This window comes from Nonomuraea sp. B12E4, assembly GCF_039871825.1.
Classification (GTDB): domain Bacteria; phylum Actinomycetota; class Actinomycetes; order Streptosporangiales; family Streptosporangiaceae; genus Nonomuraea.
In genome coordinates this window covers 36,332-60,160 of sequence record NZ_JBDPME010000026.1, presented here as the reverse complement: position 1 = coordinate 60,160, position 23,829 = coordinate 36,332, and the positions used below count along the sequence as shown (strand labels likewise).

Annotated in this window: 20 protein-coding genes; 7 read left to right on the top strand and 13 right to left on the bottom strand. The window is 69.5% G+C overall.

What is annotated here, in order from left to right; genetic code table 11:
* The first annotated feature begins 513 nt into the window (after positions 1 to 513).
* Complete coding sequence (locus tag ABGB18_RS38745; RefSeq protein WP_347700657.1) at positions 514 to 1,770, top strand: bifunctional alpha/beta hydrolase/OsmC family protein; 1,257 nt, start codon at positions 514 to 516, stop codon at positions 1,768 to 1,770.
* A gap of 104 nt (positions 1,771 to 1,874) precedes the next feature.
* Here ABGB18_RS38745 and ABGB18_RS38740 read toward each other — a convergent pair whose 3' ends face one another.
* The 3 genes from ABGB18_RS38740 to ABGB18_RS38730 all read right to left on the bottom strand — a co-directional run bounded on the left by ABGB18_RS38740 (position 1,875) and on the right by ABGB18_RS38730 (position 3,517).
* The gene (locus tag ABGB18_RS38740; RefSeq protein ID WP_347700656.1) at positions 1,875 to 2,147 is read right to left on the bottom strand and encodes a helix-turn-helix domain-containing protein; all 273 of its coding nucleotides are present in this window, start codon (positions 2,145 to 2,147) and stop codon (positions 1,875 to 1,877) included.
* Between the two features lie 186 nt (positions 2,148 to 2,333).
* Positions 2,334 to 2,912: a dihydrofolate reductase family protein gene (locus ABGB18_RS38735; protein WP_347700655.1), complete on the bottom strand. Its 579-nt coding sequence runs from the start codon at positions 2,910 to 2,912 to the stop codon at positions 2,334 to 2,336.
* An 83-nt stretch (positions 2,913 to 2,995) separates the two neighbouring features.
* Positions 2,996 to 3,517, bottom strand: a complete 522-nt coding sequence (locus tag ABGB18_RS38730; RefSeq protein WP_347700654.1) for a hypothetical protein — start codon at positions 3,515 to 3,517, stop codon at positions 2,996 to 2,998.
* A 385-nt stretch (positions 3,518 to 3,902) separates the two neighbouring features.
* Here ABGB18_RS38730 and ABGB18_RS38725 point away from each other — a divergent pair, with 385 nt between their 5' ends.
* The gene (locus ABGB18_RS38725; RefSeq protein ID WP_347700653.1) at positions 3,903 to 4,058 is read left to right on the top strand and encodes a hypothetical protein; all 156 of its coding nucleotides are present in this window, start codon (positions 3,903 to 3,905) and stop codon (positions 4,056 to 4,058) included.
* 168 nt (positions 4,059 to 4,226) lie between these two features.
* On the opposite strand, the gene ABGB18_RS38720 is transcribed toward ABGB18_RS38725, so the two are convergent.
* Both ABGB18_RS38720 and ABGB18_RS38715 read right to left on the bottom strand, forming a co-directional pair.
* Positions 4,227 to 5,126, bottom strand: coding sequence for a HAMP domain-containing sensor histidine kinase (locus ABGB18_RS38720; protein ID WP_347700652.1), 900 nt, complete (start codon positions 5,124 to 5,126; stop codon positions 4,227 to 4,229).
* A 132-nt stretch (positions 5,127 to 5,258) separates the two neighbouring features.
* On the bottom strand, positions 5,259 to 8,780 hold the full coding sequence (locus tag ABGB18_RS38715) for a HAMP domain-containing protein (protein ID WP_347700651.1): 3,522 nt from the start codon (positions 8,778 to 8,780) through the stop codon (positions 5,259 to 5,261).
* A 269-nt stretch (positions 8,781 to 9,049) separates the two neighbouring features.
* Between ABGB18_RS38715 and ABGB18_RS38710 the strand changes: the two genes are divergently transcribed.
* Both ABGB18_RS38710 and ABGB18_RS38705 read left to right on the top strand, forming a co-directional pair.
* Positions 9,050 to 11,911, top strand: coding sequence for an AAA family ATPase (locus tag ABGB18_RS38710; protein WP_347700650.1), 2,862 nt, complete (start codon positions 9,050 to 9,052; stop codon positions 11,909 to 11,911).
* 466 nt (positions 11,912 to 12,377) lie between these two features.
* Positions 12,378 to 13,511 carry a glycoside hydrolase family 19 protein gene (locus ABGB18_RS38705; RefSeq protein WP_347700649.1) on the top strand — a complete coding sequence of 378 codons (1,134 nt, stop codon included), beginning with the start codon at positions 12,378 to 12,380 and terminating at the stop codon, positions 13,509 to 13,511.
* Between the two features lie 256 nt (positions 13,512 to 13,767).
* Here ABGB18_RS38705 and ABGB18_RS38700 read toward each other — a convergent pair whose 3' ends face one another.
* Both ABGB18_RS38700 and ABGB18_RS38695 read right to left on the bottom strand, forming a co-directional pair.
* Positions 13,768 to 13,914 carry a hypothetical protein gene (locus ABGB18_RS38700; RefSeq protein ID WP_347700648.1) on the bottom strand — a complete coding sequence of 49 codons (147 nt, stop codon included), beginning with the start codon at positions 13,912 to 13,914 and terminating at the stop codon, positions 13,768 to 13,770.
* 102 nt (positions 13,915 to 14,016) lie between these two features.
* Positions 14,017 to 15,243, bottom strand: a complete 1,227-nt coding sequence (locus ABGB18_RS38695) for a cytochrome P450 (protein WP_347700647.1) — start codon at positions 15,241 to 15,243, stop codon at positions 14,017 to 14,019.
* Positions 15,244 to 15,509: 266 nt separating this feature from the next.
* Here ABGB18_RS38695 and ABGB18_RS38690 point away from each other — a divergent pair, with 266 nt between their 5' ends.
* Positions 15,510 to 16,358, top strand: coding sequence for a tryptophan 2,3-dioxygenase family protein (locus ABGB18_RS38690; protein ID WP_347700646.1), 849 nt, complete (start codon positions 15,510 to 15,512; stop codon positions 16,356 to 16,358).
* A 157-nt stretch (positions 16,359 to 16,515) separates the two neighbouring features.
* Here ABGB18_RS38690 and ABGB18_RS38685 read toward each other — a convergent pair whose 3' ends face one another.
* The 3 genes from ABGB18_RS38685 to ABGB18_RS38675 form a co-directional block, all read right to left on the bottom strand.
* The gene (locus tag ABGB18_RS38685) at positions 16,516 to 17,412 is read right to left on the bottom strand and encodes a hypothetical protein (protein ID WP_347700645.1); all 897 of its coding nucleotides are present in this window, start codon (positions 17,410 to 17,412) and stop codon (positions 16,516 to 16,518) included.
* A gap of 265 nt (positions 17,413 to 17,677) precedes the next feature.
* Entirely contained in the window at positions 17,678 to 18,574 is an 897-nt protein-coding gene (locus ABGB18_RS38680) for a GNAT family N-acetyltransferase (RefSeq protein WP_347700644.1), read from the bottom strand.
* 150 nt (positions 18,575 to 18,724) lie between these two features.
* Positions 18,725 to 19,615 carry an NAD(P)-binding domain-containing protein gene (locus ABGB18_RS38675; RefSeq protein WP_347700643.1) on the bottom strand — a complete coding sequence of 297 codons (891 nt, stop codon included), beginning with the start codon at positions 19,613 to 19,615 and terminating at the stop codon, positions 18,725 to 18,727.
* 165 nt (positions 19,616 to 19,780) lie between these two features.
* On the opposite strand from ABGB18_RS38675, the gene ABGB18_RS38670 reads away from it, so the two are divergent.
* Positions 19,781 to 20,116 (top strand): helix-turn-helix domain-containing protein, encoded by a 336-nt coding sequence (locus tag ABGB18_RS38670; protein WP_347700642.1) that lies wholly within the window; start codon positions 19,781 to 19,783, stop codon positions 20,114 to 20,116.
* 220 nt (positions 20,117 to 20,336) lie between these two features.
* Here ABGB18_RS38670 and ABGB18_RS38665 read toward each other — a convergent pair whose 3' ends face one another.
* Positions 20,337 to 21,536, bottom strand: a complete 1,200-nt coding sequence (locus tag ABGB18_RS38665; protein WP_347700641.1) for an MFS transporter — start codon at positions 21,534 to 21,536, stop codon at positions 20,337 to 20,339.
* A gap of 346 nt (positions 21,537 to 21,882) precedes the next feature.
* Between ABGB18_RS38665 and ABGB18_RS38660 the strand changes: the two genes are divergently transcribed.
* Entirely contained in the window at positions 21,883 to 22,176 is a 294-nt protein-coding gene (locus ABGB18_RS38660; protein ID WP_347700640.1) for a hypothetical protein, read from the top strand.
* 18 nt (positions 22,177 to 22,194) lie between these two features.
* Here the strand turns inward: ABGB18_RS38660 and ABGB18_RS38655 are convergent, their stop codons facing one another.
* A complete protein-coding gene (locus tag ABGB18_RS38655) occupies positions 22,195 to 23,340 on the bottom strand; it encodes a DUF6596 domain-containing protein (RefSeq protein WP_347700639.1) in 1,146 nt (381 codons plus the stop codon).
* Positions 23,337 to 23,744: a YciI family protein gene (locus tag ABGB18_RS38650; protein ID WP_347700638.1), complete on the bottom strand. Its 408-nt coding sequence runs from the start codon at positions 23,742 to 23,744 to the stop codon at positions 23,337 to 23,339. The genes ABGB18_RS38655 and ABGB18_RS38650 overlap by 4 nt, the downstream gene beginning before the upstream one ends.
* Positions 23,745 to 23,829 lie beyond the last annotated feature (85 nt).

The window sequence follows — 23,829 nt, the reverse complement described above, 5'->3', positions numbered from 1 at the left end:
ACGAGAGATTCTCATCCTCATACACGAATCGGACACCAGCGGTCTCGGCGTTGTCGTCGATCCGCATCGGGGACTGCTTCTTCGGCATAGCCCGAGGGCAGCCGGGCTGCCCGTCGGCGGGCAGTGGCGCGGCCGGGTCGCGCCCTCCATTGCGCGGTGCGTCCACAGGCCCCGGCAAAACACGATCCTGGCCTGGTGCGCGCGGACCGGGTCGCGTCCTCGGCCCTCAACGACGGCAAGGGTGCGTGGATCATGAACCGATTCCCCCGGCGAGCGAGGCAAGGGCCGGATCTCATACGGTGCGGTTGATGGATGAGGGTCCCCGGCCGGCCGGGCGAAAGGAAAAACTGAGCCGGCGAGCGGGATCGAGGTGTTCATAGCTGACGGCCGAGGTGCTGAATCGATGGGGTTGGCAAGCGGTGACGGGCTCCGCGCCAGGTGGCGGGCGGCTGGTCCGGCCTTGCCCCGTGACCGACGAGCCTCGGCCGTCCACAGGGATCGATGGAGCTGACGATGAACAGTAAGAAATTCGAGTTCACCGGGTCGCATGGGGTGCCGCTCGCCGCGCGGCTGGATCTGCCCGAGTCGCATCCGCGGGCTTATGCGTTGTTCGCTCACTGCTTCACCTGCGGCAAGGAGGTGATCGCGGCGGCGCGGATCTCGCGGGCGCTGACCCGGTTCGGGATCGCGGTGCTCCGGTTCGACTTCACCGGGCTCGGTGGGTCCGGCGGTGACTTCGGCAACACCGACTTCAGCTCCAACGTGGCGGACGTGGTGGCCGCCGCCGACCACCTCAGGGAACGGTTCGCCGCTCCGGTGCTCCTGATCGGGCACTCCCTCGGTGGTGCCGCGGTGCTCGCCGCGGCGCACCGGGTGCCCGAGGTGCGGGCGATCGCGACCATCGGTGCGCCCGCCGACCCCGCGCACGTGCTGCATCTGCTGGCGGACAGCCGCGCCGAGATCGAGCGGCGCGGTGAGGCCCAGGTGGTGCTGGCCGGCCGGTCCTTCCGCGTCCGCAAGCAGTTCCTCGACGACATCGCCGCCCAGCCGCAGGCCGACCGGATCGCGAAGCTCGGTGCGGCCCTGCTGGTGATGCACGCGCCGGGCGACGAGATCGTCGGCGTGGACAACGCGCGGCGCATCTTCGACGTCGCCCGCCACCCCAAGTCCTTCGTCGCTCTGGACGGCGCGGATCACCTGCTCACCAATCGGGCCGACGCCGAGTTCGCGGCCACCATGCTCGCCGCCTGGGCCACGCGTTACCTCCCCGCCCCGCCCGCCGAGCAGCCCGCCCAGGACGGCCAGGAGCCCGACCCCGGATTTGTCGTGGTGTCCGAGAACGGCGAGTCCCTGTACGGGCAGCGCGTCACCGTCGGCCGGCATACCCTCACCGCCGACGAACCCCAGCCCATCGGCGCCGATACCGGGCCCAACCCGTATGACCTGCTGCTGGCCGGCCTCGGCGCGTGCACGTCGATGACGCTGCGGATGTACGCCCGGCGCAAGCAGTGGCCCCTGGACCACGTGACCGTGAAACTCCGCCACTCGCGCATCCACGCGGACGACTGCGCGGACTGTGAAACCCGGCAGGGACGGCTGGACCGGATCGAACGCGTGATCTACCTGGACGGCGACCTCGACGCGGAACAACGCCGGCGGCTCATCGAGATCGCCGACAAGTGCCCCGTGCACAACACGCTGCACTCGGAGGTAAGGATCGACACGACCGAGGCGCCGGGCACCAGAGAAAACGTGGCTCAGTCCCGGTAGCCGGGCGAGGAGAAACGTGATGAGGAGCGGGCGCGGCCGGCGGGGTACGGGGAGGCGCTCGGGCCCGAGAGTGCGGCGCGGTGTCCCTTGGCGCGGGTCGTCGCCTACTCCACGCTGCGGTCGTACGCGTCGCGCGCGGCGGTGATCGTGGCACGGTGCCGCTCCGCCCAGGAGGTGAGCGAGGCCAGGGATTCGTACAGTTCCAGCGCGATTTCGGTGGCGGTGTACTCGACCTTGGGCGGCACCGTCGGGTAGACGGTCCTGACGAGCAGGCCGTCACGTTCCAGATTGCGCAGAGTCAGCGTGAGCATGCGCCGCCCCGTCCGGGGTCCGAGCTCCACACAGTCAGTCGGCGCAGAACCCGCTCGCGCAACCATCGTGCGAGCGGGTTCTGAGGATGGCGACCTGGGCTGATGCGGGCCACTTTGCCCGGGTGGAGGCGGCCTGACCTCGGCAGGTTGATCCAGGACCTTCGAAGGTCTCGCGGCCCGCCCAGTCGGCAAGAACTCCCTCAGGAAGAGGGTCGTACGCAAGCTGGACGGGGTGGGGGCGTATGGACGGGCTCAGACATGCAGGGTGGGCCGGTAGATGAGCTCCTGGGTGTGGCCGTCGAGAGTCCGGCTCTCGATCAGTTCGAGGTCGAAGTCGGCCGCGCCCTGAAAGATCGGGTCCAGCCCGGTCTGACCGGTGATCACCGGGAAGAGCGTCACCTGCACGCGGTCGACCAGGCCGGCGGCCAGCAGCGCCCGGTTCAGCGACAGGCTGCCGTGTGAGCGCAACGGCACCTCGGACTCCTCCTTGAGCCGGGCGATGACCTCGACGGCGTCGCCGCTCACGACGTTCGCGTTCGGCAGGTCGAGCGGTCCTCGCAGCGTGCTCGACACCACCGTCGCCGGCAGGTTCCTCATCCGGGTGACCCATGGGTCACGGACCTCGGACTCCTCGGTGCTCGATGCCAGCATCCGCGCGAACGCCCGATACGTGTCGGCCCCGAAGACCATCCGCTGCTCCTGGCTGTACAGGGCGAGGCGGTGGTCGAGCAGCTCGGGGCCTTGCTTGCCCCAGTAGCCGGTCCAGTCGCCGCCGGCGGCGCCGAAGCCGTCGAGGCTGGAGAAGACGTCGAACGTGTAGGTAGCGGTCATGATGCTCTCCTTGAGCGCGGGTTGATTCAGGTGTGTGGAAACAGGCCGCAAACCACGGCGTTGGCGTAGTCAGATTCGACCCGTCATCGGTGGCGGCGCTCCGCCACGGCCGCCCCCCAGGTGTCTGGGCCCCAGGACGCGGCGAGCTCGGCCAGGTGGTGCAGCGAGTTGATGAGGTGCTCAGGGCCGAACGGCGGGAACCGCAGGTACTCCCGGATGGACTGCGGCACCGCCGACCAGTCGTAGGTGAGCGTGACCTCAGTCTCGGACGGACCGAGCGGCGCAAGGCCGTAACGCCAGATCCAGCCGCCGAACTCCAGGCGACCGTCATCCTGCTCCGTCCCCGTCAGCCAGCCGATGGCGCGCGGCGGGTCGAGCACCGCGACCTTGTTGGCCACCCGGTAGTCACCGTCTGGATGGCCGGTGTGATGCATGTCCATCCGGAACACCTGCCCCACCTCGGTCAGCGGCGCCCGGTCGGCAGGTTCCTGCACCCAGCCGGTGCCATCGATCGCGGCATGGGTCGTCGGATCCGCCAGTACCGCGAACACCCTCGCGGCGGGCGCGGCGACGGTCAGGGTGGCGCTCACGTGGTCCTGGTTCATGGGGTGCACGCTCCTTGTCATCTCATCTCGGGGCGGTCGTTCGATCAGGTGAGCGGCGACCGGCCGTTGCCGGTCTCTCACTGTGGCTACGAACGGGCTCGACGCCGTTCGACACACCCGCGCAGAAAAATTCCGAAGAAGGACTCTCCCGATCGCGGCTCGGCCCACGCCATCCTCGGCTGTTCGGCAGGTCCAAGGGGATCGGCGAAACCCTCGTAGGGCGGAGGGACGTCCGGGTTCGTGACTCTATGGAACAGCCGGCGCCACTGATAACGAGCCACGGCCCGAAGTGGCCCCGGATAGACGGCCACCGTTCGATGTCTGGCGATCAACGTGGTGGCGATGCCCTACGGCCAGGGCCTGGTGCCGTCAACTGCTCTGAATCGTGCGCCGAACGACGGAACTGTTCCAGGACAGCGGAGTCGGCTCGGCCGCGGCGGGATGGCTGCTGTTCGTCTTCCAGGCGATCGCGGTGGTGACCAGCCTGGCGGTGCCCACCGCGCTGCGGTGGGCGCGGGACCACGCGCGGTGGCGATGGTGACGGGCAGGCCGGCGTAGGTACGCGTGTACGTGAGGTGCTGTATGCCGTTGACCCCGGCGATGGCCGACGACAGGGAGAAAGGCGTCCTGGTCAGCAGCCAGGAGCTGTGCCCGGCTGGGGATGCACTCAGACTGGCATCTCCGTTCCGGGGAGAGGAGATGCCGGGCTTCAGCGGGATCCGGTGGCACGTGAGAGGGCCTGGCCGGAGATTACCAGGTGAGCTGCCAGGGGGAGCCGGAACACGAAGCGGGCCCCGCCGCTGGCGGACTTGTCCGCCTCGATGGTGCCGTGATGGGCGTGGGCGATTTCGAGGGCGATCGGCAGGCCGAGCCCGGTGCCGTCACGGTCACGCTTGCGGGAGGCGTTGAGACGGACGAACCGTTCGAAGATCCGTTTGCGGTCGGCCTCGGCGATGCCGTCGCCGTCGTCGGAGACGATCAGCTCGGCGCTGCTCCCGTTGCGGCGTACTTCCACCACCACCTGGCGCCTCGCGTGCCGATGGGCGTTGTCCAGCAGGTTCGTGAGCACCCGGATGAGATCATTGCGGACGCCCATGACCGTCACGGCGGGTTCGAGCCGAAGGTCGTTGCCGAGCCGGTCCACCCGGCGCTGGGACTCCGTGGACACCAGTTCCGTCAGATCGACCGCCGCCGGGTTCCTGGCGCCGTTGTGCCGGCTCTTGTTCCCCATCGCCTCGATCCGCGAGAGGAGCAGCAGGTCGGTGACGATCGCCTCCAGCCGGTCGACATCGGACAATGCCTGCTCGACCAGGTCCTCCGTACACGTCTGACGGGGATGCAGCCGCGCCTCCTCCAGGCGGAGGCGCAACCCGGCGATGGGGTTACGAAGCTCGTGCGAGACTTCGGAGGCGAACCGCCGCTGCTGCTGGAGCGCCTGCTCCAACCGTCCCATGCAACGGGTGACGGACCGGGTGAGCCGGGTGACCTCGTCCTCGCCGGGAAACGTGAGGAGTTCGTCGTGCACGGGCCACCTGTTCGCGTCGGAGTCCGCGGCTTCTGGAGTGCCGAGTGCGTCGACATACTGGCGCAGCTTCATCAGGCGATCCATCGTCCGATGATGCCTCGGCGCCCCGGCCCCGCACATCCCACATCCGTGCAGGTCGAGGGCGGGAACGCCGCTCCGGTCCAGTCTTGCCTCTGGCGTCACACGGGAGGCGTCCGGTCACGGTGAGCGCACCGGCTACTCCTCGGCGCCGTCCGCCTCCAGCAGGTCGCAGGCGATGCTGAGCAGCAGGTGCACGTCGGCGGGTTTCTGTACGTACTCGTTGGCGCCCGCGGCGAGCGCCTTCTCCCGCTCCCCGGCGATGACCTTGGCGGTGAGCGCGATGATCGGGAGATCGGCGTGCCGGGGATTGCTGCGGATCGTCCTCATGGCCTGATAGCCGTCGACCACGGGCATCATGAGGTCCATCAGGACGAGCGACACCTCCGGGTGGCGTGCGAGAGCCTCGATGCCCGCCTCGCCGTTCGCGGCGTGCAGCACCGACATCCCCGCCCGGCCGAGGACGTGGGTAAGGGCGTTGACCAGGCGGGCGTCGTCGTCGACGATGAGCACCTGGGTGCCTGACAGCACCTCCGCCGCATGGTCGCCCTTCCGCTCGGCTGATCGGCTCGTAGGGTCGGCGAGTTCGTTGGGGCCGGCAGACTGCCCCTCGATGGCGGGCTGCGGCTCCCCGGATGTGGGCTCGGCCTCCGTGAGTGCGGCTGTGGCCGCCTCTCCGTGGTCGGCGGGCTCTTCCTCCAGCTCGTCCGGGATCATGCGGACCACGGGAACGTACAGCGTGAAGCTACTGCCACGGCCCAGCCGGCTCTCGGCCACGATCTTGCCGCCGAGCAGGCCGGCGAGCTCGCGGCTGATGGAGAGGCCGAGACCGGTGCCGCTGGTGTGGCCGCCGGGACCGTGCACCTGTTCGAACGCCTCGAAGATCGAGGCCAGCTTCTCGCGCGGGATGCCGATGCCGGTGTCCTCGACGGTGAAGGCGATGACGCCCTCAGCCGAGCCCGGCGGCTCGCCGCCGGCCTCGGAGGCTCGCTCCACGCGCAGCTTGACATGGCCTTCGGAGGTGAACTTGAAGGCGTTGGAAAGCAGGTTGCGCAGGATCTGCTGGAGCCGCTGCCCGTCGGAGTAAAGGTCGTGAGGCGCGTCTTCGCCCACCTCGATGCCGAACTCCAGCCCATGGTCGGCCGCGATGGGCCGGAAGGTGGTGTTCACGTAGTCGAGCAGTGTGGCCAGCGGAAGGTACGTCGGCCGGATGTCCATCCGTCCGGCCTCGACCTTCGACAGGTCGAGGATGTCGTTGATCAGCTGCAGCAGATCGGATCCCGACCAGTAGATGTTGTGCGCGAACTGCTCCTCTTCGCCGGACAGGTGACCCTCGGAGTTGTCGGACAGCAGCCGGGCGTAGATGAGCAGCGAGCTGAGCGGGGAGCGCAGCTCGTGCGACATGTTCGCCAGGAACTCCGATTTGTACTGCGAGGCCGACGAGAGAAGCGCCGCCTTCTCCGCGAGCTGCTCGTTGGAGCGTCGCAACTCGGCCTGCTGCCTCTGCAACTCCTCGGAGCGTTCCTGGAGCTGCGTCGTCAGCCGCTGCGACTGGCTGAGCAGCTCCTCCGTGCGCGAGTTGGCGATGATGGTGTTGATCGCGACCCCGATGGTGTCGACGAACTGGTCGAAGAAGGCCAGATGTACGTCGGAGAAGCGGCTGAAGGAGGCCAGTTCGATGACGCCGAGCACCTTGTCCTCGAAGGGAATCGGGATGATGACGACGCTCGTCGGAGTGCCCTCCCCGAGGCCCGAGCGGATGGTGATGTAGTCGGGCGGGGCGTCCACCACGAGGATGCGCTTCTTCTCCCGGACGGCCTGCTGCACCAGACCGTGCCCCGGCATCCCGGTGGTGTCCACGGTTCGCCCCTCCGAGCCGTAACCGGCGATGTAGGCGAGCCCCCTCCCAGAGCCGCCCTCGCTGTCCGTGTCGGCCAGGAAGAACGAGCCGAACTGCGCGTTGACCAGCGGAGTGAGCTCGCGCAGCACCAGGTCGGCGACCTCCGTGAGGTCACGGTGGCCCTGCATCAGCCCGGCCAGGCGGGCGAGGTTGCCCTCCAGCCAATCCTTGGCGCGGGTGGTCTCCCGGAGGTTGGAGACCATCTGGTTGATGTTGTCTTTCAGCTCGGAGACCTCACCGCGGGTCTCGACCGTGATGAGGCGGGACATGTCGCCCTGCGTGACGGCGGAGGTCACCTCGGCGATGGCACGGACCTGGGTGGTGAGGTTGAGCGCGAGTTCGTTGACGTTGTCGGTGAGGTCTTTCCAGACGCCGGAGACGCCGCGGACCTGGGCCTGGCCGCCCAGGTTGCCTTCGGTGCCGACTTCGCGGGCGACGCGGGTGACCTCGGAGGAGAAGGACGACAGGGTGTCGACCATGGTGTTGATCGTTGACTTGAGTTCGAGGATTTCGCCGCGGGCGTCGACGTCGATCTTCTTGCCGAGGTCTCCTTCGGCGACCGCGGTGGCGACCTGGGCGATGTTGCGTACTTGGGAGGTGAGGTTGTCGGCCATGAAGTTGACGTTGTCGGTGAGGTCTTTCCAGACGCCGGAGACGCCGCGGACGTGGGCGCGTCCGCCGAGTCGTCCGTCCGTGCCGACTTCGCGGGCGACGCGGGTGACTTCGTCGGCGAAGGCCGAGAGCTGGTCGACCATGGTGTTGACGGTGTTCTTCAGTTGCAGGATCTCGCCCTGGGCGTCGACGGTGATCTTCTTGGACAGGTCGCCGTTGGCCACGGATGTCGTCACGTCGGCGATGTTGCGGACCTGGGTGGTGAGGTTGTCGGCCATGAAGTTGACGTTGTCGGTGAGGTCTTTCCAGACGCCGGAGACGCCGCGGGCCTGGGCCTGGCCGCCCAGGTTGCCTTCGGTGCCGACTTCGCGGGCGACGCGGGTGACCTCGTCGGCGAAGGCCGAGAGCTGATCCACCATCGTGTTGACGGTGAGCTTCAGCTCCAGCAGCTCACCCGTCGCCTCGACGGTCACCGACCGGGTCAGGTCGCCGCGGGCGACGGCCGTCGTCACCACCGCGATGTCCCGCACCTGGGCGGTGAGCCTGCCGGCCATCGTGTTGACGGCCTCCGTCACGTCCCGCCAACTGCCGGACTGCCCGTTCACCTTGGCGTGACCGCCGAGGCGTCCCTCCGCGCCGACCTCGCGGGCCACCCGGGTGACCTCGCCGGTGAACAGTGAGAGCTGGTCGACCATCTGGTTGACCGTCTGCCCGAGCCGGCGCAGGCTGCCGCGCAGTGGCCGGCGGTCGTCATGCAGATCGACCCGCTGGGTGAGGTCGCCCCCCGCGACCGCTTCCAGGACGCGCGTCGCGTTGGCGGTCGGCACGACCAGCACATCGACGAGAGAGTTCGCCGTACCGACGGTCGCCGCCCAGGCGCCCTGGCCGGGGCTGGCCGACAGCCGCTCGTCGAGCCGGCCGTGACGTACGACCTCGCGGTGAATCCGGTTCAGCTCGTCCACGAAGTGCCGGTTGCGGTCGGCGATCTGGTTGAAGACGGCGGCGATCTCGGCGACCATGCCATCCTGGTCGGCCGGCAGGCGGACCCGGAAGTCCCCGTCACGAAACGCCTCCATCGCGGCCAGCAGCGGGCGCAACTCGATCGACTGAATCGTCTGGGGATAGGTGGTGGCGTTCTGGACACCCATCGACGTGTCCCCCTTCGTCCGCGTCCATCCCGAAGTAGCACGCTATACCTACGGCGCCGCTTTTTTCTGTTCTTTTATGTTATTTGGGATTGAGCGGGGGCGTATTTGGTTCAGATGGCACAACCTGACCGAGACGTGAATCTCATATGCGTTTATTTTCAGGTAGCCCGAGGTCGCGTACTCCACGGTGATCGCCGGTAACCGCGATCACCCCGGCGGCGAAACTGGGAAATGTTGCACCTTTACCTAACTCGTTGTCTTATGTAGGCGTGGGTAACCGGGGGAAAGACGTCCCAGAACCCGTCAGCGCGGAAACCGAGTCGTCGTCCTGGCCCGGCTGGCGCGGCCGTGCCCATGAATGGCGTTCCGTGGCCGACCTCCTGCGGGCCATCGATACGGGCCGGGGCGGCATCGTACTGGTCGAGGGCCTGTCAGGGATGGGCAAGACCCAGCTGCTCCACGAGGCCGCCGAAGCCGCCGGGCGGGCCGGTATCGCGGTCGCCCACGGCGCGGCCGACGAGCTCCGACGCCTGGTGCCCCTGGTGCCTCTGGCGGCGGCCTTCGACGTGCCGGCACTCACGACACCGGAACCGGCGTGTTCCGCCGAGGCGGCCGATCTACGGCTGTCGATGGTGGAGCGCCTGCGCGCCCTGCTGGAGGAACGAGTCGGGCGCGGCCCGATGCTGATCACCCTGGACGACCTGCACTGGGCCGATGAGACCACCCAGATGGTGCTGCGGTCGCTGCTTCCGGAGCTGGCCTCGTACCCGCTGGGGTGGATCCTGGCCCGCACCAGCGGGATCGGCGACCCCGGTGTGGACGGGCTCTACGAACTGCTGGAGCACGAGGGCGCCGCCCGGGTCGTCCTCGGCCCGCTCGACGACCTGGCGGTGGCCGAGATCGCCGCCGACGTCTTCGGCGCGCCGCCCGGGCCGGACACCCTGGAGACGGCGGCGGACGCGAAGGGAAACCCCTTCCTGCTCGTCGAGCTGCTGAGAGCGTGCAAGCTCGCCGGCGTGGTCGAGGTCACCGCGGGCAGCGCCCGGCTGACCTCGACGGCGGGAGTCCGGACCGGCGCGTGCAGCTCCCTGGCCGGATTGTCCGCCTCGACCCGGCACCTCCTCCAGGTGGCCGCGATCCTGGGCCGGTCGTTCTCCGTGGACGATCTGGCCGAGATGCTCGGCGACCCGGTCGACCGGCTGCTGCCGGGGCTCGCCGAGGCGCTTCGGGCGGGCATCGTCATGCCCACGGCCGACCGGCTGACATTCCGGCACGATCTGCTGTGGCAGATCGTCACGGACATGATCTCCGAGCCGGTGCGCACGGCGCTGCAGCGACAGGCCGGATGCATGCTGCTGCAACGCGGCGCGGTCGTGCCCGCCGCCGCGCTCTTCATGCGCTGCGCCAAGATCGGCGATACGCGGGCGCTCGACGGGCTGGACCGTGCCGCGCGCGCGGTGCTGCCGTACTCGCCGCAGTCCGCGATGGATCTCGCCGTCCGTGCGCTCGAACTCACCTCCCCGGCAGATGGCGATCTCCTGCCACGTACGGCGACGGCGGTGGAGACGCTGACGGCCGCGGGACGGCCGGCCGAGGCGATCGAATCCGCGCGGGCGGCACTGACGCGCGCGCCGCCCGGACCGTGGACCGATCGCCTGCGGTGTGAACTGGCGTATGTCCTGCTGCAGAGCGGCCGCGCGGCCGAGGCCGTGGCCGAGGCCGAGGACCTGCTCGCGCGGCGGGACCTCGGCGACGAGCTGCGCGGCGTCGCCGAGCTCATGGTGTTTCACGGGCTGATAGGGCTGAACGACTTCGGGCGGGGCCGTGCGCGGGCCAGGGCGGTTCTCGCGGACCGGGCGGCGCACCAGGACACCGCAGTGGTCGGGGCACTGCTGCTGAGCGCGCACATCGCCTGGGAGGAGGCGCGGGCCGATGACGCGTTCCGCGACATCCACGAGGCGGTGCGGGTCGCGAGCACCGGATCCATCGCCGCCCGGCGCGCCCACCCACGCCTGTTCATGGTCCGCTGCCTCTTCGGGGTGGGACGGTACGCGGAAGCCGAGAGCGTGATCCAGGCCGCCGCCGCGGACTTCGAGGCCAACGGACCGGCCACCCACATCGCCAGCCCCGCCTTCTTCCGGGCCTGCCTGTCGCTGGCCACCGGCCACCCCGACGATGCCGTCGCGGAGGCCGAGGCGGGGCTGAAGGCCGCCGACGAGATGGGCGCGCACGCGTACGCGCTGCTCGGGCTGGCCGTCATGGCCATCGTCGAGTTGCGCCGCGGCAACGTGGAAGCGGCCGAGCGGCACATCGAGCGCCTGGAGACCAGGCAACAGGCGGTGCACGGCCCCACATACGGGTCGGTCTGGGCCGTCTGGGCCATCGCGCTGGTGCGGGAGGCCCAGGGCGGCCCGGAACGAGCGATGGACGCGCTCGACAGCTGCTATGCGGACGTCAGAAGACGACGCTGGATGTTCATGCTCGAACCGAACGCGGCAGCTTGGATGACCCGTACCGCCCTGGCGGCCGGACGCCGCTCGGCCGCCGAGCATGTCGCGGAGACGGCCCGGCAGATCGCGCACGACAATCCCGGCTTCCCCGGTCTCGCCGCCTCGGCCGCCCATGCGCACGGAATCCTCCACCGGGACGTCACAGCGCTGACCGAGGCGACGACGCACCACAGCGACCCGTGGGGCGCCGCCTCCGCCGCGGAGGATCTGGGCGTCCTGCTGACCTCCGGCGCCTGCTACGGCGACACCAAGGCCGCCATCGCCAGGCTCGAAGAGGCAGCCGACGGCTACCTGAAGGTGGGCGCGACGCGGGACGCGGCCCGGACGCGTGCGCGGCTGCGTGAGCTGGGCGTACGCCGTCGCCACTGGGCCTACGCCGAGCGGCCGAGCAGCGGATGGAGCAGTCTCACCGACACCGAACGCAGGGTCGCGACCTTCGTCGCCCAAGGACTCACCAACCGTCAGGTGGCCACCCAGATGTTCGTGTCACCCCATACGGTCTCGTTCCACCTGCGCCAGATCTTCCGCAAACTGGGCATCGCCTCCCGGGTGGAACTGGCCCGCGCCGCCGCCGAACAACCGCTTCATGAGCCATCGGTGACCGACGACCCCCGCCACTGATCACTCTCCTTCGTGGGGCCGGCTGGTCGCGCGTGCGGTGAACCGGCGGACGGCCCTTCGGAACGACTCCTCCCTCGGTGCCCACGTCGAGCAGCAGCCGGCGCCGTCCGCGATGACGTAGTGCGCAAGCTCGCCGCCCACGCCCTCAGGCCGTCCCGCACGGGCGAGCAGGGCAACCACGCGCTCGGCTTCCAGGCCAAGGGCCTGCGATATGTGTTCCTCAGCCCACCGCGCCGCCGCCTCCTGAAGCTCCCGGCCGTGCCGATCGACTCCGAGGGACGCGACCCAGGCTCCTACCGGTGCCCGCCCGGCCAACCCCAGGGGCTCTTACGGATGCCAGCGGGGCCGCCTGCGCGACAGGCTGAGGACACCTGCGGCGTCCAGATGGACCCAGCCAACCCCGACGCGGGCCGCAGTCAGGCGCCCGCCGAAGATCCCATCAGGAGAACGGACGGTTACAGCTCGCATGACATCGCCTCTCCGCAAGACCATCCTGGCCACGATGCTGGCTCTCGTCACCGTCGGCGCCGGGTTCGCCCTGGCCTCCCCGGCCGGCGCGGACACCGGCCAGATCACGAACCGGGCCACGGGCAAGTGCATCGGTGCCGCCGGTGGCACGCTCACCAACGGCAACGTCGTGGACCTCTACGGCTGCGTGGGCTCCTCCACGCAACAGTGGAGCCTGAGCTCCGACGGCTCGATCAAGATCGCGAACACGACCAAGTGTCTTGACGTCCAGGAAGGCGGCACCGCCGACGGCACCCCCGTGCAGCTGTGGGACTGCAACGGCGGCCCGAACCAGAGGTGGTACTTCACCCCGGCGTTCGACATCGTCAATCCACAGGCCGACAAGTGTCTGGACCTGACCGGCGGCTCCACCGCCGACTTCACCAAGGTCCAGATCTACACCTGCAACGGCACCGCCGCGCAGAAGTGGGCCGCACCCAACGGCCTGCCGTCGTCGGGCGATGGCGGGCCGCCCCCGTCGGGCTTCGTGGTGACCGAAGCGCAGTTCAACCAGATGTTCCCGAACCGGAACCCCTTCTACTCCTACTCCGGCCTGCGCTCGGCGATGAGCGCCTTCCCGAGCTTCGCCACCACGGGCAGCGACACGGTGAAGAAGCAGGAGGCCGCGGCGTTCCTGGCCAACGTCAGCCACGAGACCGGCGGCCTGGTGTACATCGAGGAGATCAACAAGACCGGCGACTACTGCGCGGAGTGGCAGCCCTACGGCTGCCCCGCCGGCGCCGACCAGTACTACGGCCGCGGCCCGCTACAGCTGAGCTGGAACTACAACTACAAGACCGTCGGCGACGCGATCGGCGCGGACCTGCTCAACCAGCCATGGCTGGTGGCGCAGGACTCGGCCATCTCCTGGAAGACCGGCCTGTGGTTCTGGATGAACTCGAACGGCGCGGGCACCATGACCGGGCACAACGCGATGGTCAACGGCGCCGGCTTCGGTCAGACCATCCGTACCATCAACGGCGCCGTCGAGTGTGACGGCAAGAACCCCGGCTCCGTTGAGCACCGGGTCTCGACCTACCAGAACTTCGCCAATCTCCTCGGCATCCCGACCGGCGGCAACCTCTACTGCTGATCCGGGCAGGCCCGAGCGCCCCGCCCCACGTCACGCGTGCTCCTCGTCCCGGTGTTCCGGCACGAGGAGCACGTCGTTTCCATCGGTCCGACGGTGGGGGCGATGAGCACATCGGCGCCCCAGTCGGTGAAGCCGACCTCGGTCACGACGGAGCCGGGGGTTCGGGCAGGGCGTGCCCGACGCCGCAGGCTCAGGGCGGGGCGCCGACGGATGCTTGCCGGCTGAGCGGTTGCCCCAGGCTTGAGCGTCCACTTGATCAGGGAGCGGGAGAGCCACCTCCGAGCCGGCGTTGCCTTCCCGCTGCCGTGGCGATCGCGATGGACACGGCGGCCAGCGGCGCGGCCAGGGCACGCAGGGTGCGGATGTTCCTGATGCGGACCCACGGCTCGCCGGCCGGCGACATCAGCCGCCACTCCCACCACAGTCCGAGGCTCGTTGCCCCTCAGCCGCACCCTCAGACTCACCCTCGGCGGAGATCAGCGCCTCCTCGGCCTCGGGACGGGCGTCAGAACCAGGCCACGTGGACTGCTTGCGGACCGCGGTGCATCAGGCTGGGGGAGTACGTCGGCGGCCGGCCGGCGTCCAGCTTCAGGTTGGGGAGTCGCTCCGCCACGGTGTCGAGCACGATCCGGGTCTCCATGCGGGCGAGCGACGCGCCGATACACGCGTGAATGCCGCGACCGAAGCCGAAGTGCCGGTGGTTGTTGCCCCGCCCCGGATCGAATCGGTCGGGATCGGAAAAGACGGCCTCGTCGCGGTTGGCCGAACCGAACAGCACCATCACCTGCGCCCCCGCCGGTATGTGAGCCCCGCCGAGCGCGACCTCCTCGGTCGTGGTGCGGAACATGCCTTGCACCGGCGCGTCCATCCGTAAACCTTCGTTGATCACGTCGTCGGTCAGGGCCGGGTCGTCCCGGATGGCCCGCAGGATCTCCGGGCGCCCGAGCAGCAGGACCAGGAGGTTGCCGATCAGGTTGGTCGTGGTCTCGTGGCCCGCGAAGACCAGGACGATCAGCAGGTTGACGAGCTCGGCGACGTCCAGTGGCCGCTCGCCGCCGGCGCGCGTGTTGATCAGCGCGGTCAGCAGATCGTCCCGCGGCGCGCGGCGGCGCGCCTCGATCTGCTCTTCCAGGTAGCGCTGAAACGCGACCGAGCTGCGCGCGCACGCGAGCTGCCGCTCGCCGTCGGTGCCCGGAGCCCCGAGCGTCACCAGGTCGCCGGTCCAGCGTTTGATCAGGTCGCCCGCTTCGGCGGGAAGGCCGACCAGCGTACAGATGATCTCGATCGGCACCGGGTAGGCCAGCCTGGCGATCAGGTCGGCATCGCCGTCGGGAGCGAAGCCGTCCACCAGCCGCGTGACGCTCGCTCGAACGCTCGGCTCGAGCGCGGCCACCAGCCGCGGCGCGAACGCATGGCTCACCAGGTTGCGCGTCCGCGTGTGACTCGGCGGGTCGTCGTTGACCAGCATCGGCAGCTCGGGGTACGCCTCCTGCAACACCTCGCGGACCGCCGCCGGCGCATCGGCGGGCGTACGCATCAGGAAGCGCGAGGAGAACCGCGCCGTATCCTTCAGCACAGCCCAGACGTCGTCGTAGCGGGTGACGAACCAGAGACCGTACTCCGGGCTGTAGAACACCGGTGCCTCGCGACGGGCGCGCGCGTACAGCGGGTACGGATCCTCCAGGTAGGGCGATTCAAGCCGATTGAACGCCCACGGCAGCACAGATTCCACCCATCCTCCTCGCGACGCGGTCCTCGATGAATGGCCGGGCGGTGCGGCACTCCGCACATTCGGCGCAATTGTTACATGTCGCGACTCAGGTGGTCCTGCTGTCACCAGGTGCGCGATTGCATTACCCAGGTCAGTGAGCTGTGTCCCATGGAACAGTGCTCGTCGGTCCGGACGTAGGGTTTTGGTGGACCGGCCGGACGGCAAAGGTCTGCCCCTTGCATGGCGGCAGACGAGGTGCCCGTTCTCGTCGGAGAGGGAGGGATGCCATGGTCACGCAGTCGTGGCGCGATCTGCGCCCGGAAACCGCCGTGTCAGGCGAGACCAGCGGGACCACCCGCTACATCGATTACTTCCAGGTTCGGCAGTTGCACACCTTGCAGCGGCCGATGACGGAAGCCGCCTATGAGATGGCCTTCCTGGTCAGTTCCCAGGTGATGGAGCTCTGCTTCGGGTTGCTCTGCCATGAGTTCGGCAGAGCGCGACGCGAAGTCCTGGCTGACGATGTGCCCGCGGCTCTGCGTACTCTGAGACGTGCCGTGGCTCATCTGCGTGTTCTCGAGGCAACCTGGGAGAGCTACGAGGACATGACGCCCTCGGACTGGAACCCGATCAAGGCCCGGCTCGGCAAGGGTGAGACGTCCTCGGTTCACTCGTACATGTTCCGTCACCTGGTGTTCCTGCTGGGACAGAAGTCTCCGGAGATGCTGGAGCCGCACCGGTCCACGCCGCTGATCCACCAGGGGCTGCAGGACGCGCTCAGCGCGCCCAGCCTCTATGACGAGGTTCTGGCCCTGCTGCAGCGGAGAGGGCTGCCGTTGCCGGACTCCGCCGTCCACCGTGACTTCGCCCAGCCGTACGTCGCGCGGCCTGAGGTGGAGGCCGCCTGGGCGCGGGTCTACCACGACGAAGCCCTAGCCGACCTGCGGGAACTCGGTGAGGCGCTGACCGAGGTCGCCGATCGCTTCACCCGGTGGAAGCAGGTGCATCTGACGGTGACCATGCGCACCTTCGGCGCCAAACCGGGCTACTACCACACGCCGGCTGTCGACTGGCTGCGCACCGGCCTGGACCAGACCGTCTTCCCCGAACTGTGGAGCGCGCGTACGATCATGTGATCGCTTCGGGCGCCTCGTGACATCCCTTGGGGATCCGATGGCTTTGCCGAGCAGCGGCACCGCGGCGCTGCTCGGCGCCCCCAGGTGAGCTGCGGGGCTTCCACGACCCCCGCGCCTCAGCCACGGTCTCGATCGTGTCCCGCCGATCCGTGTCGGCTCAGCCAGGTGGGACCTGTCCGTTCTTGGCGACCGGGACGCCCAGTTGCAGGGCGCCGGTGAGCGTCGCCGTCTCCAGCGGCAGGTTGGCCAGCACCGGGTTGAGGTGCCGCAGGTTCAGTGTCACCGGGGTGATGGCCGGGGCGACGATGTCGTACTTCTCCAGATCGACCCATCGCACGATGTCCAGCACGTCCGAGGGGATGGTGTCACCGGCCTTCTGCACCGGCACGCAGAGCTGGCGGGCGGTGTTGACCCGGACGGACGCGGTGGGGATCTGGTTGATCAGCACCGGGTTGAGCTGCCTGAGGGACAGGGCCATACCCATCACCGGGTTCGGCGAGTGGGCGTAGCACAGCAGGTCGATGTGGGAGATGACGCCCAGCACCTCCGGGGAGGGGATCATGTTGTTCTTGGCGACCGGGACGCAGAGGTGCTCGGGCAGCGTCAGGGTGACCTGCATGCCCGGCACGCTCTGCAGGACCGGGTTGAGGTGGCGGAGCGACAGGGATCGGTTGAGCGCGGTCCCGGTGACGCGGTAGCACGACAGGTCGACGAACCTGAGGTAGTCGAGAGCGTTCGGCGGCGGGGACACGTTGTTCTTGGCCACCGGGACGCACAGTTGCTCGCGCTGGCCGAGCGTGACCCGCTCGATCGGGGCGCCGGCCAGCACGGGGTTGAGGTGCCGTAGCATCAGCGTGACGGCGGGCGGCTGGTACGGAGTGGTCTTGAAGCACTCCAGGTCGAGGTTCGAGACGAATTCCCGCGGTGTCGGCGGGGCCAGCGCCCCGGCGGGCGGTGTCACGACGGTCGCCAGGGCGAGCACCGTGAGACCGATGGAGAACAGCCGTCTTGCCAGGGTCCTCGCGCGGTGATGTGGTGCCGGGTGAGCGCTCATCCGTCCTCCAAGAGTCTGGAACGTGCCTTAGAACTGTGCGCTCCCGAGCCCGGCCCGACAAGGTAGGTGACCGCTCTTTGCCACGGCAGCCGAAGCCGGCAGCGGGGACCGGGCAGGCGAAGCTCTCCGTTCGGCCCCGCTCGTCTCGCTGTCCAGCGTCTCCGGCCGCTCACCCGTCACGGGCCGGCGGGGCCCCTGATCCCGGCCGGCTGAAGCGGAAACGCTCGGTGGCCGTCGTGGGCGTGGTCCGACATCGCGAACGGCATCACAAGCGCTTCTGATCCGTACTCTGGGCGAACCGTCCCCAGGTCGTGACGAGCGGACGGTAGCCCTGGCGGGACCAGAAGGGGCCGGACAGCGGGTTCGGGGCCGCGTAGTGCACCAGCATGGTCCCGACGCCCGCCGCCGCGGCCTCGGCATGGGCGTGGGCGGTCAGGGCGGCGCCGATGCCGCGGCCCCTGCTGACCGGGCGCGCGTACAAGGAGCCCACGTACGCCACGGGCGGAGGCTTGTTCACGGTGGGCGCGATCCGGCCCGAGTGGTCGGGGTGATGGACCGCGAGCATGCCGGCGACCTCGCCGTCCGACTCGGCCAGCCAACACCAGCCATCGTCACGGGCGAGCTTCTCCTCGAGTTCGGCGCGGGCGGCGGCGGGCGTCGAGGGCAGCACCGAGAACCAGCCGAACTGTGCCTCGTAGTCGACCAGCTCCAGGTACAGGCGGCACATGGCATCCAGATCGTCCGCCGTGGCCCGCCGTAGACCAGGGGACGGATGCCCGCCCCCCGGAGCGGGGGAGGTCCGGACGCCGAGCACGAGGCGCGGCGCGAACCCCCGCCTGACCAGTGCCGCCACGGGCGCGGCGTCCCGGCTCGGCCAGTTCACCACGAGCCCGGAACCCGGCTCGGTGCCGAGGGCCGAGATCCAGCGGTCGAGCAGGCCGCCGAGGGCGTCCGCGGGGTCGTCGCCGGCGACTCTGGCGTGGAGGGAGTAGGTGGTCAGCGGGCCCCAGTGCACTGACCGGGCGTCGGGGCCGGCTCTGGTCACCGAGGGGGCGCCGACGGCGTTCGCGGTCTCGATCAGGTCTTCGCCGAGATCCGCGACGGCGACGAGAGGGTCGGCGGCGTGCACGCGTTCACGGTGGCAATCGATCACATCACTCACAGTTCGCACACTAATCCGCGGAGGCGACATTTCAGTGCTTCCGCAGGCAGGCCGGTCACGCTGGAGGTGAGGTGAACGCGCCGGTTGGCTGCGCTCGGTGCGTTTCCTCGGCAGGCAGGTCCCGCACGCCTATGGCGGGCCGAAATCCGCCTAACCGTCCGAGCCCGCATCGGTGCGCAGCATCCCGGCCAGGCTCGGCGTGCCGGCTCCTCGACGCTGCGCGGCGACGGCCCGATTGAGCAGTGCCTGCATGGGTTCCAGCAGTTCGGTGCTGACGCCTTGCTCCCTGCTCGCGCTGAGGATGTTGGCGAAGCTCACCGCTTGCATCCGCAGGTTCGAGTCGTCGTCGGCGCCGGCGCCCGCATCCATGGCCGCGGCCACGGCGGGAAGGGCCGCGGTCATGGCGTTGAGCCACGAGACCACCATCGGGGCGAACTCCGCTGCCGGAACCTTCTCCGAGCCGACCATGGCGGCAGCCTGATAGAAGCCGCCGAACATGCCGTACATGGCGGCCAGCAGCGCCAGGTCGTACAGCGCGGCATGGCCGGCGTCCGTGTTCAGGTACGTGGCCGTGCCCAGCGCGCCGAGAGTGCGCTCGTGGACGCCGAAGGCACCAGCCGAACCGCTGTAGAGGATGAGCGCCTCGGGGCGCCCGATCATCACGGGCACGGCCATGATGCCGCCATCCACGTAATCCGCCCCACACCCGGCGGCCCATTCGGCCGCCTCGCGCGCCTGCTTCGGTGTGCCATTGGAGAGGTTGACCAAGGTACGGCCCGCGAGCGAACCGGACAGCGGGCCGAGGATCTCGTGCACGACGGCGTAGTCGAGCACGCAGACCACCACGACCGGGCTCGCGGCGGTCGCCTCCTCCACGGTGTTGGCCACGGTCGCGCCCCGCGCGGCCAGTTCTTCCGCCTTGTCGATCGAGCGGTTCCAGACGGTCGTGGGGTGACCGCTCTCCAGGAACGCACCCGCCAGCGCCCTTCCCATCGCCCCCAGTCCGATGACCGTCACCGGTGTGCGGTTGTCGTCTGCCATGTCCTACTCCCGTCCAGGGTCGGCTTTTCCGGTGTCCGCATGTGCACGCCCCGGTCCCGGATACGGGTGCTTCGGGGCACGTTCGATGCTGACCGTCCACTGGACTTTCCTCAAGTACCTACTATTTTGTCAGGTACTGGTTTTTTCGTAGGTATGGAGTCGGCGTTGAAGAAACAGGAATACACGTGCGGACTCGACGCCGCCGTCGACGTGGTGGGCGGCAAGTGGAAAGCGCTGATCCTCTGGGCGCTCCACCACGAACCCCTGCGGTTCGGGGAGCTGAAGCGGTCGATGCCGGGAATCAGCGAGAAGACGCTGATCCAGCAACTGCGAGAAATGGAGACCTACGGTCTGGTCCATCGCGAGGTCTACCACCAGGTCCCGCCGAAAGTGGAGTACTCCCTGACCGAGTTCGGCCACTCGCTCAACACCGCCCTCCTCCCGCTGGGGGAGTGGGGCGAGAAGCACATGCGAACCATCGAGGCCATCCCCCGTGGCTGACGCCGGCCTGCCGCGGCACGCGCTTCGTGCCATGACGTGACGCTCAGAAAACCTGTCGGCGATGAGCTGGAACAGTGTCCGCAAAGCTGCGCCAATGACGAGATATGCGATCTGCACTCGATGATCTCTCAGCCCACCCTGCCCTCGACGCGGTCCCGTTCCGCCAGGCCGTGCGCCTGGCTCGGTAGCAGAAGGGAGGCCCTTGGGCGATCGAGGGTGTTCAGTGCGCCCGGCGGGTCGGGGGGTCGGTGGGCAGCCGGACGTGGCGGAAGATCTGCCACAGGGCGAGGTCGTAGCCGATCTTCGCGACCCCGGCGAGCAGGAACGGCGCGGCCAGGCTGATCGATTGCAGCACGCCTGCCAGCGCCGGTCCCAGGGGCCTGGTGAGGTAGCGGGCGGTGTTGGTGATCGCGGCGGCGGCGGTGCGTTCCTCGGGCGGGACCATCGCCATCACGTACGCCTGCCGGACGGGCACGTCCATCGACGACAGGCAGGCACGCCCGAGCAGGAGGGCGATCGCCAGCGGGAGGGAGGGGGCGAACGGCACCAAGGCCAGCATGACGTTGGCGGGCAGATGGGTGAAGACCATCGTGGGCAGCAGCCCGAGCCGGTTGGCCACCCGCGGCGCGGCCAGCAGCGAGGCGGTCTGAAGGATCCCGGCCACGGCGAAGGTGATCCCGATCGTGTGGGTGCCGGCCCCGAACCGGACCGCGAGCCAGTAGCCGACGTAGGCCTGGATGACGAACCCGCCGGCGAGGCTGTCGGTGGCGAACAGGCCCGCCAGGCGGACCACCGGGCCGCGGGAGCGGGCCATCATGCGTGATTGCGGTAGTCCGGGAGCCGGTGCCGGAGCTTCGACGGTGGCGGGCAGCCGGAGGGTGAGGAGCATTCCGGCGGCGGCCGTGCCGGCCAGGATGCCGCCGAGCAGTCTCCGGTCGGCGGGCAGGCTCCCCAGGAGCGCGCCCAGCGTCCCGGCGACGGCGGCGATCGCGTTGTAGAGGCCGAATCCCCGCACGATCAGCTTCTGGGGGCGGCCGGTGCCGGCCAGCATGACCTGTTCGAGCGTGGTGAACGGCCCGGACTCGATGACCTCGACCGACATCGCTCCGCTGAAGGCGGCCACGGCCAGCAGCCACCAGGGCAGGCCGGTGGCGATGACCAGGCCGCACAGGAGCAGGGCGGCGTACAGGCCCGCGTAGGCACGGCGGCGGCCGAGGCGGTCGCCCCAGCGAGCCAGGACCAGACTGGTGAGAAAGCTGCCGGCCAGAATCGCCGCCAGCACCAGACCGACCTCGGTGGCCGAGAGCCCATCGCTGCCCATGAGAGCGCCGAGTTGGACGGCGGCCACGCCGTACCCGAGACCGCGGAACGCCTGCGACGTCAGCAGCACGCCCACGGCGTGGTCGTGGGCAGCGCTCATGCCGGCTCGCTAGCCGGCACGCCGGCCGCCGAGCGGATGTACAGGAAGGTCCATGATCCCGATCATGGACCGAAACCCGTCTTTGTGACGACTGATTTATGGCATTGATGTCGGGCAAGGCGCTTGATCGCCTCGGCCATGCTCATGGGCGAGCTGCGATCGAACCGGAACGTACGCCAACGGTCCTTCGTGGCCCTCGTTCAGCACGCACCGCGACCTGCGGGATCGGTCGGTCAACCACACATGTCGGTCTCTCGCCAGCGAGCCGGACGGGTAGCGAGCTCAGGCCGCGGAAGACGGGGAAAGGCCCAGACGCGGAAGTCGTCCGCGTCGGGAGCAATCGAAAATGGACAGAAGCAAAACGGGGGTTACTGGATTACGGCGCGCGTCCGCCGCCCTGGCGGGATTCGCGGCAATGTTCGCCGGCTTCGTGGCGGCGGCACCCGCGCACGCCGATCCGGCTCCTCCGAAGGACTCCATCGTCATGTCCGACTCGCCGCCTCCGGGGGAGGCGGTTCCGTTCGGCACGTGGTGCGGCGGCCACGCCGCCATGGCCCGCGAGCAATTCGAGGTGCGCCTGGAACGCCGCAAGGGCGCTCCGTACAACCCCCTTCCCGCCCTGCGGTCCGCCGGCACCTGAGGTGTGCCGCCCCGCCGCTCACCTGCGCAGTTGAGCGTTGAGCCGCGCGGCCTGTCGCGTGAGGTGGTCTCGTTCGGGGAGGTTGGACGCTGATCGGGCGGCTTCGGCGTAGAGCCGTGCCGCGGTCACCGGGTCACCGTCACGCTCGTGCAGGTACGCCGCGGCGGCGGTGTGGCGGGGCAGGGCGGGGTCGAGCTCCGCCAGGGCGGCCAGGCCGGCCCGCGGGCCGTCGGCCTCGCCGACCGCGACGGCCCGGTTGAGGCGGGCCACCGGGCTGTCGGTGAGGCGCACCAGCTCGTCGTACCACTCGACGATCTGCACCCAGTCGGTCTCCTCGGCCGTCCTGGCGTCGGCGTGCAGCGCGGCGATGGCGGCCTGGGCCTGGAACTCGCCCAGCCGGTCGCGGGCGAGGGCCGCCTGGAGCACATCGACACCCTCGGCGATCAGGCGGGTGTTCCACAGGCCGCGGTCCTGCTCGGCCAGCGGCACGAGCCGGCCGTCGGGAGCGGTCCTGGCCGGACGCCGGGCGTGGTGCAGCAGCATGAGCGCGAGCAGGCCCGCGACCTCCTCGTGCCTGGTCATCGCCGCCAGTTGGCGGGTGAGCCGGATCGCCTCGCCGGCCAGGTCGACGTCACCGGAGTAGCCCTCGTTGAAGACCAGGTAGAGCACGCGCAGCACAGTGGCCACGTCGCCGGGCTGGTTGAACCGGACGCCCGAGACGGTCCGCTTGGCCCGGCTGATCCGCTGGGCCATGGTCGCCTCCGGCACGAGGCAGGCCTGCGCGATCTGACGCGTGGTCAGGCCGCCGACCGCGCGCAGCGTGAGCGCGACGGCCGAGGCCGGGGTCAGGGACGGGTGCGCGCACAGGAAGTAAAGCCGGAGCGTGTCGTCCACCGCCTCGCCCGGGCCGGGCACGGGCTCGCCCTCGACGCGTATCTCGCGGTGCCGCCGGGAGGTGTCGGCGCGGACGGCGTCGAGGAACTTACGCCAGGCCACGGTGACCAGCCAGCCCTTGGGGTCCCGCAGCGGGTCGTCCGGCCACACGCGTACGGCCTCGACCAGGGCGTCCTGCACGGCGTCCTCGGCCGCGGCGAAGTCGGCTCCGCGGCGGACGAGAATACCGATCACCGCGGGCACCAGCTCCCGCAGCAGCGACTCGTTCACTCGATCACCGTGAGCTGCTCGGCCATGAACGGGCGAACCTCCAGCCACTCGTGGATCGGCTTCCCACCCGCGCCCGGAGCCGCCGACAACTCGCCGGCCACCTCCAGTGCCCGCTCGTAGGTCTCGACGTCGATCACCATCCAGCCCGCGATCAGGTCCTTGGTCTCCGCGAACGGGCCGTCGGTGACCGGCGGCCGCCCCTCGCCGTCGTAGCGGACGAACGTGCCCTCCGGCAGGAGCGCGTGATGTTCGACGAACTCGCCCGTCTCCTCCAGCCGGGCGGCGAAGTCACGCATGTACTGCACGTGGGCCGAGAACTCCTCCGGCGTCCACTGGTCCATCGGCACGTCGTTGACCGGTGCCGGCGCGCCCCGGTAGTGCTTGAGCAGCAGGTACTTGGCCATGATATTTCTCCTCAGTGCGGTACAGCCCATTGTGGCCGTGTTCACTGCCGGGGACGGAGCCGCGCGGGCTCTCGACATGCCACCG